The sequence below is a fragment of the Curtobacterium sp. AB451 genome (assembly GCF_050585845.1).
Classification (GTDB): Bacteria; Actinomycetota; Actinomycetes; order Actinomycetales; family Microbacteriaceae; genus Curtobacterium.
In genome coordinates this window covers 229,478-243,374 of sequence record NZ_JBOBQG010000004.1, presented here as the reverse complement: position 1 = coordinate 243,374, position 13,897 = coordinate 229,478, and the positions used below count along the sequence as shown (strand labels likewise).

General features: G+C 73.5%; 20 protein-coding genes. 11 read left to right on the top strand and 9 right to left on the bottom strand.

Annotation, left to right across the window (positions count from 1 at the left end):
• Nucleotides 1-103 precede the first annotated feature (103 nt).
• The 7 genes from ACQXVK_RS11070 (at nucleotide 104) to ACQXVK_RS11040 (ending at nucleotide 5,532) form a co-directional block, all read left to right on the top strand.
• Nucleotides 104-502, top strand: a complete 399-nt coding sequence (locus ACQXVK_RS11070; protein WP_430853595.1) for a DoxX family protein — start codon at nucleotides 104-106, stop codon at nucleotides 500-502.
• The gene (locus tag ACQXVK_RS11065) at nucleotides 499-1,329 is read left to right on the top strand and encodes a YqjF family protein (protein ID WP_402269143.1); all 831 of its coding nucleotides are present in this window, start codon (nucleotides 499-501) and stop codon (nucleotides 1,327-1,329) included. The genes ACQXVK_RS11070 and ACQXVK_RS11065 overlap by 4 nt, the downstream gene beginning before the upstream one ends.
• Nucleotides 1,326-1,760: a DUF1810 domain-containing protein gene (locus ACQXVK_RS11060; RefSeq protein ID WP_430853594.1), complete on the top strand. Its 435-nt coding sequence runs from the start codon at nucleotides 1,326-1,328 to the stop codon at nucleotides 1,758-1,760. Before ACQXVK_RS11065 ends, ACQXVK_RS11060 begins: the two co-directional genes overlap by 4 nt.
• 112 nt (nucleotides 1,761-1,872) lie before the next feature.
• Entirely contained in the window at nucleotides 1,873-2,523 is a 651-nt protein-coding gene (locus ACQXVK_RS11055; protein WP_402269141.1) for a GntR family transcriptional regulator, read from the top strand.
• 175 nt (nucleotides 2,524-2,698) lie between these two features.
• Nucleotides 2,699-3,160, top strand: coding sequence for a MarR family winged helix-turn-helix transcriptional regulator (locus tag ACQXVK_RS11050; protein WP_022907139.1), 462 nt, complete (start codon nucleotides 2,699-2,701; stop codon nucleotides 3,158-3,160).
• Between the two features lie 285 nt (nucleotides 3,161-3,445).
• Nucleotides 3,446-4,309, top strand: coding sequence for a hypothetical protein (locus ACQXVK_RS11045; RefSeq protein WP_022907138.1), 864 nt, complete (start codon nucleotides 3,446-3,448; stop codon nucleotides 4,307-4,309).
• A 74-nt stretch (nucleotides 4,310-4,383) separates the two neighbouring features.
• A complete protein-coding gene (locus ACQXVK_RS11040; RefSeq protein WP_430853593.1) occupies nucleotides 4,384-5,532 on the top strand; it encodes a low temperature requirement protein A in 1,149 nt (382 codons plus the stop codon).
• 103 nt (nucleotides 5,533-5,635) lie between these two features.
• On the opposite strand, the gene ACQXVK_RS11035 is transcribed toward ACQXVK_RS11040, so the two are convergent.
• The 4 genes from ACQXVK_RS11035 to ACQXVK_RS11020 are packed head-to-tail and all read right to left on the bottom strand — an operon-like array spanning nucleotide 5,636 to nucleotide 7,304.
• The gene (locus ACQXVK_RS11035; protein WP_430853592.1) at nucleotides 5,636-5,944 is read right to left on the bottom strand and encodes a hypothetical protein; all 309 of its coding nucleotides are present in this window, start codon (nucleotides 5,942-5,944) and stop codon (nucleotides 5,636-5,638) included.
• The gene (locus ACQXVK_RS11030; protein WP_402269138.1) at nucleotides 5,941-6,573 is read right to left on the bottom strand and encodes a hypothetical protein; all 633 of its coding nucleotides are present in this window, start codon (nucleotides 6,571-6,573) and stop codon (nucleotides 5,941-5,943) included. Before ACQXVK_RS11030 ends, ACQXVK_RS11035 begins: the two co-directional genes overlap by 4 nt.
• The gene (locus ACQXVK_RS11025; protein WP_430853591.1) at nucleotides 6,570-7,124 is read right to left on the bottom strand and encodes an RNA polymerase sigma factor; all 555 of its coding nucleotides are present in this window, start codon (nucleotides 7,122-7,124) and stop codon (nucleotides 6,570-6,572) included. Before ACQXVK_RS11025 ends, ACQXVK_RS11030 begins: the two co-directional genes overlap by 4 nt.
• Nucleotides 7,125-7,133: 9 nt before the next feature.
• Entirely contained in the window at nucleotides 7,134-7,304 is a 171-nt protein-coding gene (locus ACQXVK_RS11020; protein WP_187290500.1) for a hypothetical protein, read from the bottom strand.
• Nucleotides 7,305-7,402: 98 nt separating this feature from the next.
• Here ACQXVK_RS11020 and ACQXVK_RS11015 point away from each other — a divergent pair, with 98 nt between their 5' ends.
• On the top strand, nucleotides 7,403-8,068 hold the full coding sequence (locus ACQXVK_RS11015) for an MOSC domain-containing protein (protein ID WP_031262315.1): 666 nt from the start codon (nucleotides 7,403-7,405) through the stop codon (nucleotides 8,066-8,068).
• Nucleotides 8,069-8,083: 15 nt separating this feature from the next.
• Here the strand turns inward: ACQXVK_RS11015 and ACQXVK_RS11010 are convergent, their stop codons facing one another.
• On the bottom strand, nucleotides 8,084-8,467 hold the full coding sequence (locus tag ACQXVK_RS11010) for an MmcQ/YjbR family DNA-binding protein (RefSeq protein WP_022907131.1): 384 nt from the start codon (nucleotides 8,465-8,467) through the stop codon (nucleotides 8,084-8,086).
• 137 nt (nucleotides 8,468-8,604) lie between these two features.
• On the opposite strand from ACQXVK_RS11010, the gene ACQXVK_RS11005 reads away from it, so the two are divergent.
• Nucleotides 8,605-8,904, top strand: a complete 300-nt coding sequence (locus ACQXVK_RS11005; RefSeq protein ID WP_022907130.1) for an excalibur calcium-binding domain-containing protein — start codon at nucleotides 8,605-8,607, stop codon at nucleotides 8,902-8,904.
• A gap of 215 nt (nucleotides 8,905-9,119) precedes the next feature.
• On the opposite strand, the gene epsC is transcribed toward ACQXVK_RS11005, so the two are convergent.
• The 3 genes from epsC to ACQXVK_RS10990 form a co-directional block, all read right to left on the bottom strand.
• On the bottom strand, nucleotides 9,120-9,704 hold the full coding sequence (epsC, locus tag ACQXVK_RS11000) for a serine O-acetyltransferase EpsC (RefSeq protein ID WP_261974923.1): 585 nt from the start codon (nucleotides 9,702-9,704) through the stop codon (nucleotides 9,120-9,122).
• A complete protein-coding gene (gene cysK, locus ACQXVK_RS10995; RefSeq protein WP_022907128.1) occupies nucleotides 9,701-10,639 on the bottom strand; it encodes a cysteine synthase A in 939 nt (312 codons plus the stop codon). Before cysK ends, epsC begins: the two co-directional genes overlap by 4 nt.
• 272 nt (nucleotides 10,640-10,911) lie before the next feature.
• Nucleotides 10,912-11,949 carry a dipeptidase gene (locus ACQXVK_RS10990; protein ID WP_430853590.1) on the bottom strand — a complete coding sequence of 346 codons (1,038 nt, stop codon included), beginning with the start codon at nucleotides 11,947-11,949 and terminating at the stop codon, nucleotides 10,912-10,914.
• A 44-nt stretch (nucleotides 11,950-11,993) separates the two neighbouring features.
• On the opposite strand from ACQXVK_RS10990, the gene ACQXVK_RS10985 reads away from it, so the two are divergent.
• Nucleotides 11,994-12,569 carry a GNAT family N-acetyltransferase gene (locus tag ACQXVK_RS10985; RefSeq protein ID WP_430853589.1) on the top strand — a complete coding sequence of 192 codons (576 nt, stop codon included), beginning with the start codon at nucleotides 11,994-11,996 and terminating at the stop codon, nucleotides 12,567-12,569.
• Nucleotides 12,566-13,036 (top strand): SRPBCC family protein, encoded by a 471-nt coding sequence (locus tag ACQXVK_RS10980; protein ID WP_430853588.1) that lies wholly within the window; start codon nucleotides 12,566-12,568, stop codon nucleotides 13,034-13,036. The genes ACQXVK_RS10985 and ACQXVK_RS10980 overlap by 4 nt, the downstream gene beginning before the upstream one ends.
• A 22-nt stretch (nucleotides 13,037-13,058) precedes the next feature.
• On the opposite strand, the gene ACQXVK_RS10975 is transcribed toward ACQXVK_RS10980, so the two are convergent.
• Complete coding sequence (locus ACQXVK_RS10975) at nucleotides 13,059-13,778, bottom strand: VIT1/CCC1 transporter family protein (protein WP_022907124.1); 720 nt, start codon at nucleotides 13,776-13,778, stop codon at nucleotides 13,059-13,061.
• Nucleotides 13,779-13,897 lie beyond the last annotated feature (119 nt).

Genomic DNA, 13,897 nt, shown 5'->3' with positions numbered 1-13,897 from the left:
ACGCACCCGAGCCCCGCACGCACCTGAGCCCCGCACCGTTCCACACCGCGCCACCTGAGCGATCTCCGTGCGTGCCGGGCGCCGCACGGGGCAGCATGGACGCATGCGACGACGCGAGCGCGCACGACGCGCCACCCGGACCGCCACCCTCCTCGCCGTCGTGCTGGGCGGGGCCGGCGTCACCCACTTCCTGCGACCGCGGGGCTACGACCGGATCGTCCCGGACGCCCTCCCGCCCCGGTTGACCACGCTGGCCTCCGGTGCCGCCGAGCTCGGGATCGCCGCCGGCCTGGTGGTCCCGGCCACACGCCGCGCCGCGGGCTGGGCTGCGGCGGCACTGTTCCTGGCGGTCTTCCCCGCGAACGTGAAGATGGCGAGCGACCTGCTGGACAGCCCGCGGTCGACGCGGGCGATGCGGCTCGTCTCGGTGCTCCGCCTGCCGCTGCAGGCTCCGCTCGTCGCCTGGGCCGTGCGCGTCGGCCGACACGCGCCGCGGCGGTGACCGGGGCTGCGGCGGACCGCGCCGCCGTCCCGCTGCTGCACCGGCCGGTGACGGTGCACGCGTGGGAGGACGTCGTCTTCGCGCACTGGCGCCACGACCCCGCGTCGCTCGAGCGCCTGGTGCCGCGCGGGACCCGTCCCGACGTCGTGGACGGGAGCGCGTGGGTGGGCCTGACGGCGTACGTCTTCCGCGAGACCCGGGTGCCGCCGTTCCCGCCGTCGGGTCGGCTCGGCACGATGACCGAGGTGACGGTCGAGGTGCTCACCGTCGACGACCTCGGCCGCCACGGCGTCGCGTACCGGACGGTCGACACCGCGAACGTGCCGGCCATCGTCGCCGCACACGCGCTGCTCGGTGTGCCGTACACGTTCGCGCACGCACGGGCACGACGACGCGGCGACACCCTGTCGTACCGCTCGGTGCGGCACCCGGCGCGGTCCCTGCACCCCGTCCGGTGGCTGCGGGCACGGCACGGCACGACGGGCGGGGACGGTGCGGTGCGCTCGGGGGACGCGGTGCGACCGGGAGGCGCGGTGCGGCCCCGGCACGACGCCACCGTCCGGGTCGTGGCCGGCGAGGTCGTCGACGACCGGCTCGCGACGGAGCTCACGACGCGGCAGGGCATCCATGCCCGACACCTCGCGCAGACGATCTTCTGGCAGCGACAGCACCCGCCCCTGACGATCCGGTCGGCGCGGCTCGAGCGCCTCGCCGGCGACCTGCCGGACGCGGTCGGAGTGCCGGGGCTGCTCGGCCGCGATCCGGACTCGCTCCTCGTCGTGGACGGCACCACCGTCCGCTACGCGTGGGGCGACGTGGTGCGGTGAGCGAGGACCCGCACGACCTCGAGCGGTTCGTCCGCGCCCAACAGGGGGTGTTCGACACCGCCGTCGCCGAGCTCGGCCACGGCCGGAAGTCCTCGCACTGGATGTGGTTCGTGTTCCCGCAGCTCACCGGCCTCGGCCGCTCGCCCACCGCCCAGCGGTACGCGCTCGACGACCTCGGTGAAGCCCGGGCGTACCTCGCCCACCCCGTCCTCGGCCCCCGGCTGCTCGAGGCGTCCGCCGCTGCCCTGGCAGCACCGGCACGGTCGGTCGACGAGCTGTTCGGCGGTGTCGACGCGATGAAGCTCCGGTCGTCGATGACCCTCTTCGCCGAGGCCGCGACGGACCCCCGGCCGTTCCGGGCGGTCCTCGACCGGTGGTTCGGCGGGACCGCGGACCCGGTGACGCTCCGGCTGCTCCGACCCCACGACTGACCCGCTCCGGGCCGGGCGGGACACCGTTCACATATCAGGTACGGTGAACGGTGCGCCCGCACCCACCGGTGCCGAGCAACCGACCCGATGCCCCGATCCCGGAGGAACCCGCATGCCGGTCCCCAGCAGTGCACCCACCGAGCACCAGCTGCTCCGCGACACCGTCCGGTTGAAGATCCACGCCGCGATCATGGACGGCACGCTGGAGCCCGGCGAACGGCTGAACGACGACGAGCTCATCGCCTGGCTCGGCGTCTCCCGCACCCCGATCCGCGAGGCCCTGAGCCAGCTCGCCCGCGCCGGCCTCATCGAGATGGCACCGAACCGGTACACCCGCGTCACCACCCCGAACCCGGCCGAGGTGGTCGAGGCGCTGCAGACCCTCGGCGTCCTGTTCGGCGGGGTCGTCCGACTCGCGGTCCCGCGGCTCGGTGCGGGCGCGAAGAAGAAGATCCTCGCGCAGCTCGACGCCACGATCGCGGATTACGAGGCGCACGACGTCGCCGCGGTGAACCGTGACGCCCTCGCCGTGTTCGCCCGCTACGTCGAGGAGTGCGGCAACGAGAACCTCCAGCGCGTCTGCCGGGACACCATGGACGGTCTCGCGTTCCGCCTGCGTCTGCCGAACCTCGACGAACTCGTCGACTGGGACCGGATGACGGCGGACTTCCGACGACTGCGCGAGGCCACGGCGTCCGGCGACAACATCGAGGCCGAGCTCGCGACCGAGGCCATCCACCTGCTGCCGGGCGAGAAGCGCTGAGCTCGCCTGAGTCCCCGTACAGGAACACGCCCGTCCCGCACTCGCGAGGCGGGCGTGACCCGTTCCGGACGGTCCGTGCCGGAGCCTCGCCCAGCCGCTCGTCGCTCCCAGTCACACGGTCCGGCGAGCCGGTAGCATCGCCCCGACCACCCCGTCGACCGCCACGGAGCACCGCATGAGCCACCGTCAGCCGGACCGCACCGAGATCGCCTCGCGCCTCGCCGCCGCGGTCGGCCGGATCAACCGACGGGCCCGGTCCGACTCGGCCGCGCTCGGGTACGGCATCGTGTCCGCGCTCGCGACGATCCAACGCGAGGGACCCCTGCGCCCCGGCGACCTGTCGCGGATCGAGGTCGTCACGAAGCCGACCATGACCCGCATCCTCACCGAGCTGGAGCAGCGCGGGTTCATCGAGCGCGAGGCCGACCCGCGGGACGGTCGCGCCTTCATGGTGACGGCCACACCAGAGGGTGCCGCGGCGGTCGAACAGGCACGGTCCACGCGCACCGGCATCGTCGCCGAGCTCATCGCCGACCTCCCCGAGGCGGACGTCGACGCCATCGCCGCCGCACTCGACGCACTCGAGCGCGTGGCCCAGGGCGAGCGCACCCAGGAAGCTCACACCTCGGCTCCGTGATCCGGTCGTTACCGAACCGTTACCAACGGGTGGACGGACGGTTCTGCCAGCCAAACTGGACGGTGTGCCCAGCAACACCGGTCATCGTGGCGGCTTCGCCCCGCGGCGGCCACCCCCACGGCCGCACGTCGGCGGACGGACGGGCCCCACACCACCGTCCGGTCCTCCCCCGGCTCGCGAGCCCCTGACGACGGACGTGGACTCGTCCCCCCCTGCGCGCTCCCCCATCCCCCGCACGCAGCGTCACGCGGCACGCACCCCAGAGTCGGCCGACCACCGGAACCGATGACAGGACGCAACACCGACCTCCCGACCACCACGGCCTCGACCAGACGTGAGGCCCTGAACTCCCCCACCCGGCGACTCCGTCGTGCGCTCCGCCGCCCCACCACGCTCATCGTGGGCGGAGCCGCCGTCCTCGCCGTCGCCGGAGGCATCGCCACCGTCGGCACGCAGCCCGCGATCGGCGAGGCCCTCGGCATGCCGACCGCCAGCGCCACCGCGGCACCGGCCCTCGCCGGCACCGCCCTCGACCGGGCGCAGGCCGCAGCGACCATCGCCACGGCCGAGACGGTCGTCGACGCGGCGAACGACAAGACGGACACCGCGACGCTCGAGCGCCGGATCGACGCACTCGACGACTACCGGTCGCTCTCGGGCGCCGCGCTCACCTCGCGGATCTCCTCGACGGTCGACGCCACCACCGAGGTCGCGGACGCCAGCGCCGTGCAGGACAAGCGCGACGCCGACGCGAAGACCGCCGCGGCCGCCGCCGCGAAGCGCGCCGCCGCCGAACGGGCCGCCGCAGCCGAGGCCGCTCGGAAGCAGGCGGCCGCGAACACGGTCGCCGGTGCGAAGGCGACCGCGAGCTCGATGGCCTCGTCGAAGTACGGCTGGGGTGCCGACCAGTTCCAGTGCCTCGACAACCTCTGGACCAAGGAGTCCGGCTGGAACTACCAGGCCGTGAACGCGAACGGCGGCGCGACGGGCATCCCGCAGGCGCTCCCCGGCTCGAAGATGGCGACGATCGCCTCGGACTGGCAGACGAACGCGACCACCCAGATCACCTGGGGGCTGCAGTACATCAACGACGCGTACGGCACGCCCTGCGCCGCGTGGGCGCACTCGCAGGCGTCGAACTTCTACTGAGTCGACGCGCTGCACCGACGATGAACGACCCCGGGTCCCGCACCCGGGGTCGTTCGTCGTGTAGGCATGCGCACGTGACCACCATCGGACTCCGCCGCATGGCGCCGCGCGACCCCACCGAGGACCACCGCGCCGCCAGTCCCCTCGAGCTCCTCTTCGACCTCGTCTTCGTGGTCGCGGTCGGGTTCGCCGCGACGAACCTGCACGAGATCGAGGTCGAGGGGCACGTCTCGTCCGCCGTCCTCGCGTACGCGTTCGTCTTCTTCGCCATCTGGTGGGCGTGGATCAACTTCACCTGGTTCGCGACCTCGTTCGACACCGACGACTGGCTCTACCGGGTGATGACGTTCGTGCAGATGGCGGGGGTGCTCGTGCTCGCCGCCGGGGTGCACGCCGTGATGGTCGAGGGGTCGACCACGATCGTGGTGCTCGGGTACGTCGTCATGCGGCTCGCGCTGGTCGGGCAGTGGCTCCGGGTCGCCGTCTCGTCGCCGCGGTTCCGGCGGACGGCGCTCCGGTACGCGGCCGGGATCGTCGTGGTCCAGGTGCTCTGGGTGCTCGCCCTCCTCCTGCCCGACGACGTCGCGTTCGGCGTGGTCCCGGTGCTCGTCCTGCTCGAGGTCCTCGTCCCGCCGTTCGCCGAGGCCCGCGCGCAGACGACCCCCTGGCACACCCGGCACATCGCCGAGCGGTACTCGCTGTTCACGCTCATCGTCCTCGGCGAGGGGCTCGTCGCGTCGGCGAACGCGGTCATCGACGGCATCGCGCACGCCGACCACCTCGGCTCGCTGCTGGTCCTGGCCGCGTGCGGGCTCGTGATCGTCGCCGGACTGTGGTGGATCTACTTCTCCCGCGAGCAGCACGACCGCATCCGCTCCCTGCCGACCGCGCTCGTGTTCGGCTACGGCCACTACCTCGTGTTCGCCGCGGCCGGAGCGCTCCCCGCGGGCATCGAGGTCGCGGTGAGCGCGGACGCGGGCGAGGCCGACCTGTCGCACGCGACCGTCGCCGCGACGATCGCGGTGCCGGTCGCCCTGTTCGTGCTGTCGATCTGGGCGTTGGCGCTCCGACCGTCGCTCAGCCTCCGGTGGAACGTCGTGGTCGTGGTCCTCGCCGTCGCGGTGCTCGCGAGCATCGCCGTCCCGGCGGCGTCCCTCGTGACGACGGCCGTGCTCGTCGCCGCGGTGGTCGTCGTCCTCGAGGTGGCCGACCGTCGGCCGTGACCCGACGCCGGACCCGCGGGTCCGTGCCGTGGACGGCACCCACTGCAGGACGGGAGGCGCGGTGCGGGCCCGCACCGCGCCTCCCGTCCTGCAAGGGGGAACGTCAGCCGACGCGCGCGATCCGCACGTCGACGCGGCTGAGCGGCAGGCCGTGCGCGATCGCGGCGTCGAGCGCCGCGAGGTGCGCCGCACGCGCGGTCTCCGGGGCCGGCACGGAACCGTCGGTGCCGATCACGACGCGGAGCACGTCGTCGTCGAGGACCACGTGCGCGACCGAGGCGCGGGACGCGAGGCGCTTCGCCGCGTCGACCGCGCTGCCGAGCGTCGGGCGTGCGCGGTACAGCTCGGCGACCCCGGGGACAGCGAGGACGGCGGCCTCGATCTCGGCGAAGGTCTCGTCCTGGGTGCTCATGCTCGGTCCTCCTCGGCGTCGTCGTCCGGCTCGTCGGTCGAGGGTGGCAGGAGGTCCCGCACCACGACGTCCACGGACGCCACGACGAGGTCCGTCTCGGTCGCGAGGACCTCGGCAACGGTCTCGCGGATGTCCGACGCCACCCGCTGGATCGTCGACCCGGCGCGGACCGCGATCTCGACGACGACCCGGACCGGCGCGCCGAGCTCGGTGACGTCCCCCTCGAGCGTGCAGCGTGCGATGAGGGCGTCGGGCACCGCGTCGCCGGCGGTGCGCACGAGAGAGCGGATGGCCCCCTCGGTCATCACGGGACGCTCGGTGGGCGCCACCGGACGGAGCGGGACGTCGCGCCCGGCGCGGGCCTCGAGCGAGATGTTGGCGAGCACGCCGCTGATCCACGACTCGTCGGCCGGGGCCTCCTGTTCGGCCGCGGCCTCGAGCGAGCCGAGCGACGACTGCCGGAGCCGCACGATGGCCGCGAGGGCGTTCTGGCACGCGGCGGAGTGGTCGATGCTCGGGTCGGCCGGCTGCATCCCGGCGTCGAGGTAGTCGGTCAGCTCGTCGATCGTGTGGCCGTCGAGGTCGTCGGGTTCGAGGGAGTCGAGTCGGACGGGATCGGATTCGGTCATCGCCATCCCTCCATGAGACGGATCATGTTCTTGCGCGCCCGGGACAGCAGGCCGCGGACGGTCGAGGGCGGGAGGTGCAGTTCCTCCGCGATCGCTTCGTACGAGTACTCGAGCACTTCCTTCATCAGCCACGTCCGCTGTTGCGCCTCGGGGAGTTCCGCGAGCGCGGTCTCGACCGCTTCCTCGCGGGAACGGGCCTCGGCTACGCGGTCCGGAGCGTCGTCCGACGGCGCCTCGACCTCGAGCTCGGTCACGTCGTCGTGGAAACGACGGGCCCGGATGCGGTCGATGCACTTCCGGCTGAGGATGCGCATGAGCCACGCCTTGACCCGGGCGCCGTCCTGCAGCGTGTCGAGCTGGTTCCAGGCGGTGATGAACGTCTCCTGCACGACGTCGTCGAGTTCGTCGGTCGACCCGAGGGTCCGTCGCGCGTAGGCGCGGAGCAGCGGCGTGTGCCGTCGGATGAGGACCTCGAACGCCCGGACGTCGCCGTCGGCCGATCGACCGGCGAGGACGCCGTCGTCGAGGTCGGTGAGGGGCTGGTGGGGCACGGTCTCCTTCTACCGGTGCGGGGTCGGGGATTCCTGTGTGTGCAGGACCTTCATCGGTCCGACGGGTCGCGCCGCCAGCGATCGGATGCGGACCTGCGCCAGGACGTGCTCGTCCCCGACACGGACGGGTGCCGGACGCACGGGGTGCGCCGGGTGGGCAGCAGGTGCGGTTCGGGTCATGGTGGGTTCCTCCATCGGTGTCGTCCACCGATGGGACGGAGCGGACACCCGGATCGTCACACTTCTCCGCACACGAGAACTGCGGCAGGCTTGTGGGCATGTCCCTCGTCACCGCCGTCTGCCGCGTCGACCGCCTGCTGCCGGACTCCGGGACCATCGGCGTGACCGCGATCGACAAGCGTCCCGTCGACGGCCCCGTCCGGATCCGCCCGCTCGGGTTGTACGCCGACGTGCAGGCGGACCGGAAGCACCACGGCGGCGCGGACCAGGCGGTGTACGCCTACGCGGACGAGGACGCGGCGTACTTCGCCGATCTCCTCGACCGCGACGTCCCGCCGGGGCTGTTCGGTGAGAACCTGCGCACCTCGGGCATCGACGTCACCGGCGCCGTCACCGGTGAGCGCTGGCGGATCGGCGAGACCCTCGAGCTCGAGGTCACGATCCCGCGCATCCCCTGCGGCACCTTCGCGCGCCGGATGCGCGTCGACAAGTGGGTGAAGCGGTTCACGGAGGAGGGCCGACCGGGCGCGTACCTCCGCGTGGTGCGGTCCGGGCCGGTGTCCGCCGGTGACCCCGTCGTCGTCACCCGCCGGCCCGACCACGGCGTCACGATCGGCCAGCTCTTCCGGGGGCTGACGCCCGAGCAGGCCGAGGCCGTGCTGGCGTCCGGGCACGGTCCGGGGCCCGGCGGCCCGGGGACGGGTGGGCTCGCGCCGAAGGTCGTCCGCGAGGCGTCGAAGGTCCTCGCGCGGACGACCGCCTGAGCGGAGCGCCGACCGTCAGCCCTGCTGCGCGCGGCGCACGGGGTCGATCGGGCGCTTCGCCGCGGGGAGCTTCGCCACGACGAGGTCGTACGCGTTGCCGACGAGGTCCTCGACGAGGGTCTCGTCGATGCCGTCACCCGGCGACAGCGTGATCCAGTGCTGCTTGTTCATGTGCCACCCGGGGGTGATCTCGGCGTGGTCGCGCACCAGGGCGGCGCCGTGCGGTGGCGCGCACTTGAGGTTGACGATCGGGACGTCCCGGAGGACGGACGTCATCACGAACATCTTCCCGACGACCTTGTAGACGAAGGCGCCCTCGCCGAAGGGCTGGGTCTCCACCACCGCGGGCAGACCCATCGCGGTGCGGATCGCGACCTCGTGCAGCATCTCGCCGTCCATGCGCCCCAGCATGCCCCCGACCGCCGACGGCGCGCCTCGGACCGGTCTCGCCGTCGGCGCGCCTCGGACCGGTCTCGCCGTCGACGCGCCTCGGACTGGGGTACCCGGTGCCGCCATCCTCGAACTATCCTCAGTCCGTGCACATCACCCGAACCCTGAGCATCGCCGCCGCCACCGCCGTCCTCGCCGCGACCGCCGTCGTCGGCGGCACCTCGACCGCCGAGGCCGCCCCAACCGTCTACAAGAACTGCACCGCGGTGCAGAAGGTCTACTCGGGCGGGATCGCCAAGAAGTCCGTCACGAAGAACCGGGTGACCTCGGCCGGCAAGGTGACGTACCGCGCGCTCAAGGGCACCGTGAAGAAGGACGACGCGCTGTACGCGGCGAACAAGAAGCTCGACCGCGACGCCGACGGGATCGCCTGCGAGAAGAGCTGACGCAGCGCAGCCGCGCCGCGCGCTGCGCGCCGCGCTCCCCGCGCGGCGCGGCCCGCGACGCCGAGACTCGGCCCCGCGGACACTTTCGCGGTCCCAGTGCCGCGAAAGTGTCCGCCACGGCGAGTCTCGGGCTCGGCCCGGGCCCGCGCGGGCGCGGGCGCGGGCCCGGGCCCGCGCCCGGCGCGGGCGCGGCGCGGCGCGGCGCGCCGCGCCCGTCAGAGGGGCGGGACGCCCTCGTGTCCGGAGCGTGGGCGGGCAGTCCCGGCGACCCCGGTGACCACCGACCCCGGCGGGACGTCCTTCGTCACCACGGTGTTCGCCCCGACGACGGAGTCGGCACCGACCGTGATCGCCCCGATCAGGGACGACCCGGCACCGAGGACCACGCGGTCCCCCACCGCCGGGTGCCGACGGGCGCCCGGTCCGTGCTCGCCTCCGCGGCCGCCGAGGGTCACCCCGTGGAAGAGCACGACGTCGTCGCCGATCACCGCGGTCTCCCCGACGACGACACCCATGCCGTGGTCGATGAAGAACCGTCGCCCGATGCGCGCACCGGGATGGATCTCGATGCCCGTCGCCGACCGGGCGATCTGCGCGATGACCCGGGCCGCGAAGCGTGATCCCGGCAGGCCCTTCGCGAGCCAGAGCCGGTGCGTGATCCGGTAGGTCCAGATCGCGTGCAGGCCGGAGTACACCACGGCGTTCTCGAGGTCCCCGCGCGCTGCGGGATCACCGCGGCGTGCTGCGGCCAGGTCCTCACGGACGGTCCGCAGCACGCCACGACGTCGGGCTGACGTCACGCAGTGAGCCCCTCGAAGAGCACCGTCGACAGGTAGCGCTCACCGGTGTCGCAGACGATCGCGACGACGCGCTTGCCGACGTTCTCGGGACGCGCGGCGATCTCGATGGCGGCGTGGATGATCGCGCCGGAGGAGATGCCGGAGAGGATCCCCTCCTCGGTGCCGAGGGCGCGGGCGACCCGGAGCGCGTCGTCGAGCTCGACGTCGAAGACCTCGTCGATGACGCTCTGGTCGAGGACCTCGGGGATGAAGTTCGCGCCGATGCCCTGGATCTTGTGCGGGCCGGCCTTGCCCTCGGTCAGCAGCGGCGAGTCCTTCGGCTCGACCGCGACGATCTGCACGCCGGGGACCCGCTCCTTGAGGACCTGTCCGACGCCGGTGATCGTGCCACCGGTCCCGACGCCCGCCACGAACACGTCGACGTGCCCCTCGGTGTCGCGGAGGATCTCCTCCGCCGTGGTCTTCCGGTGGATCGCCGCGTTCGCGGGCGTCTCGAACTGGTGGGCGAGGATCGCACCGGGTGTCTCGGCGACGATCTGCTCCGCCTTCGAGACGGCGCCCTTCATGCCCTCGGACCCCGGGGTGAGGACGATCTCGGCACCGTAGGCGCGGATGAGCGCGCGGCGCTCGACGCTCATGGTCTCGGGCATCGTGATGACAACCCGGTACCCGCGGGCGGCGCCGACCAGGGCGAGCGCGATGCCGGTGTTGCCGGACGACCCCTCGACGATGGTCCCACCCGCCTGCAGCTCGCCGGACGCCTCCGCCGCGTCGACGATCGCGACACCGAGCCGGTCCTTCACGCTCGCACCCGGGTTGTAGAACTCGAGCTTCGCCAGGATCTCGGCGCCGCCCTCCTTCGGGAGGCGGTTCAGCCGCACCAGCGGCGTGTTCCCGAACGCCTGCGAGATGTCGTCATGGATCGTGCCGCTCATCGGTACCGTCCTCATCGGGTCAGGTCGCGTGCCTCCGCCCTGGAGGCACGGCGTGCGCTGCGATCCTAGCGATCGGACCCCGGGTGGTGCTGCCTGTGTGACGCGCGCTGCGCGCCCGGCGCGCACCGCGCCTCCCGACCAACGGCCTGGTCCGCCCGCAACCGTTCGCGCTCACCGACACTTCTCGCGTCCCCGATCGCGAAATGTGTCGCTGCGCGCGAAACCCTGCGTGCTGGACCCGCGCACGGCGCACCGCGCCCGCGCCCCCGTCGTCAGCGCACGTGCGCCGTCCGCGCGAACCGCTCGTCCGTCGCCTCGAGCACCCGCAGCACGTTGCCACCGGCGAGCGCCCGGAGGTCGTCGGCACCCCACCCACGCCGCTGCAGTTCCGCCGCCAGCACCGGGTAGCGCGACACGTCGCGGAGGTCCGGCGGGAGCACGGGCGTGCCGTCGTAGTCGCCACCGAGCCCGATGTGCGCCGCGCCGGCGACGTCCCGCGCGTGCTCGACGTGGTCCGCCACGTCCGACACCGTCACGAGCGGGGGCTCCCCGACCGATCCGGCGTCCTCCCAGTCGGCCCACGCGCCAGACACGAAATTCGGCACGAAGGTGATCATCACGACGCCGCCGTTGTCCCCGAGGCGGGCGAGGACGTCGTCCGGCACGTTCCGGGGGTGGTCGTTCACGGCGATCGTCGACGAGTGGCTGAACACGACGGGCTGCGTGGCGACGTCGAGGGCGTCGCGCATCGTCTCCGGCGACGTGTGCGACAGGTCGACGAGCATCCCGATCCGCTCCATCTCGGCCACCACCTCGCGCCCACGGTCGGTCAGGCCGCCGTGCGGGTGGGAGCCGGTGGCCGAGTCGGCCCAGGGCGTGTCGTCGTTGTGCGTGAGGGTCATGTACCGCACCCCGAGGCGGGCGAGGTCGCGGAGCACCGCCAGGTCGTCGCCGATCGAGTGACCGCCCTCGGCACCGAGCAGCGACGCGGTGCGGCCGGAGTCGATCGCGGCGCGGACCTCGGCGGCGGTGCGGGCGAGGGCGAGGGCGTCCGGCCAGCGCTCGATGATCCGGTGCGCGAGGTCGACCTGCTGCAGCGTCGCCCGGACGGGGTCGGGGACGTCCGTCGGGACGAAGACCGACCAGAACTGGCCGACGACGCCTCCGGCCCGGAGCTTCGGCAGGTCGGTGTGCAGCGATCCCTGCTCGGAGTCGATGCCCTCGACGCCGGAGTCGTGGGTCTCCCGCCGTTCCCACGGCAGGTCGTTGTGTCCGTCGATGACCGGGAACGGGAGCGCGTCGAACGTCATGCCCTCGACGCTACCGCGGCCCGGCCGCTCGCTAGGCTCGCCTCATGGACCCCGTCACGCTCCGGACCGAGCGGCTGGTCCTCTCGGTCCCCGAGCTCTCCGATGCCGACGACGTCGTCGCGTACGCGACCGATCCCGACGTCGTGGCGTTCATCCCGATGCCGGAACCGTACGGCCACGCCGAGGCCCACCACTGGCTCACGGCCGTGGTGCAGGAGGGCTGGGCCTCGGACGTCCGCTACGAGTTCGCCATCCGACGGTCCGACGACCCCCGGCTGCTCGGGACGGTCGGGCTGTTCGGCTTCGCCGCCGGCGGTGCCGAGATCGGGTACGCCACCCACCCCGACGCCCGCGGGCAGGGCCTCGTGACCGAGGCGGCGGACCGGGTGCTCCGGTGGGCGTTCGCGCCGGCGCCCGAGGGGCTCGGACTGGTCCGCGTCCAGTGGCGCGCGATGGCGGAGAACCGCGGCTCGATCGCGGTCGCCCAGCGCCTGGGGCTGCGGTACGAGGGCCGACAGCGGTCCGCGGTGCTCCAGCACGGCGTGCGGCACGACCAGCTGCTCGCCGCCGTCCTGCGTGACGACGACCGGTCGGTCCGCACCGCCTGGCCGGTCCCGTGACCGTCGCGTTCCGGGTCGTCACCGACCTCGCCGCCCCGCCGGAGCGCGTCTTCCGGCTGTCGCTCGACATCGGCGCGCACGAGCGCTCCATGGCCGCGAGCGGCGAGCGGGCCGTCGACGGCACCACCACCGGGACGATCGGGCTCGGTGAGTCCGTCACGTGGCGCGCTCGGCACTTCGGGATAGCGTGGCGGATGACGAGTCGGATCACGGCACTGGAGGCGCCGCACCGGTTCGTCGACGAACAGGTGCGTGGACCGTTCGCCCGGTTCCGGCACGAGCACCGGTTCGAGGCGACGGCCGACGGGACGCGCATGGTCGACGAGATCGCGTTCCGCGCACCGCTCGGTGTGCTCGGACTCGCCGCGGAACGCCTCGCACTGGCCCGCTACCTGCCGCGGCTCATCCGGGAGCGCAACGCCTCGCTGGCGTCCGAGCTCGCCGCCGGCGGTCCGGCCGCACCGTAGCGGAGCGGAGCCGGTCGACGCCTCAGAGCGCGTGCGCCCCGAGGATCGCCCCGGCGGCGTACGTCGCGGCGAGTGCCAGTGCGCCCCCGGTGACGACGCGGATCGTCGCCCGCGTGCGCGGGGCACCGCCGAGCGCCGCGCCGGTTGTCCCGGTGGCGGCCAGCGCCACGAGCACCGCGACCACCGTCACGGCGACGCGCGCGGACTCCGGGCTGAGGAGCATCGCGAGGAAGGGCAGGGCGGCGCCGGTCGTGAAGGTCGCCGCCGACACCCAGGCGGCACGCCACGGGCTGACGACCTCGTCCTCGGCGTCGCGGAGCGCTGCGGCGGCGCGTCGGCTGCGGACCTCGGGGCGCACGAGCTCGTCGGCGACGGCGCTCGCCACCGAGGGGTCGACCCCGAGCGCGCGGTAGTGCGCGGCGATCGTGCCGGCGTCCTCCGACTCCGCCTCGAGCTGCGCCTGCTGCGCGGCCTGGCCGGTGCGCTGCGCGTCGCGGGCACCGCTGACCGACACGTACTCGCCGAGGGCCATCGACACGGCCCCGCCGACGAGCGCAGCGGTCCCGGCGGCGATGACCGGTCCGGTCCCTGCCCCGGCACCGGCGACCCCGACGAGGACCGCCGCGACCGAGACGATGCCGTCGTTGGCGCCGAGGAGGCCGGCGCGCAGCCAGTTCAGCTTGGCGGCGCTGGCGGTGTCGTGGTCGGTGGTGGGGAGGACGAGGTCGGTTGCGGTCGACATGGACGTCAGGATGCCACGCCGTCGCGAGCGGCGCCAGCATGGTGAGGCTACCCTGATCAGGGGTTTTCTGGTGAGGACAGCCTCACCTCACCTCGTGCGGAGTGCGGGAAGCCGCATCG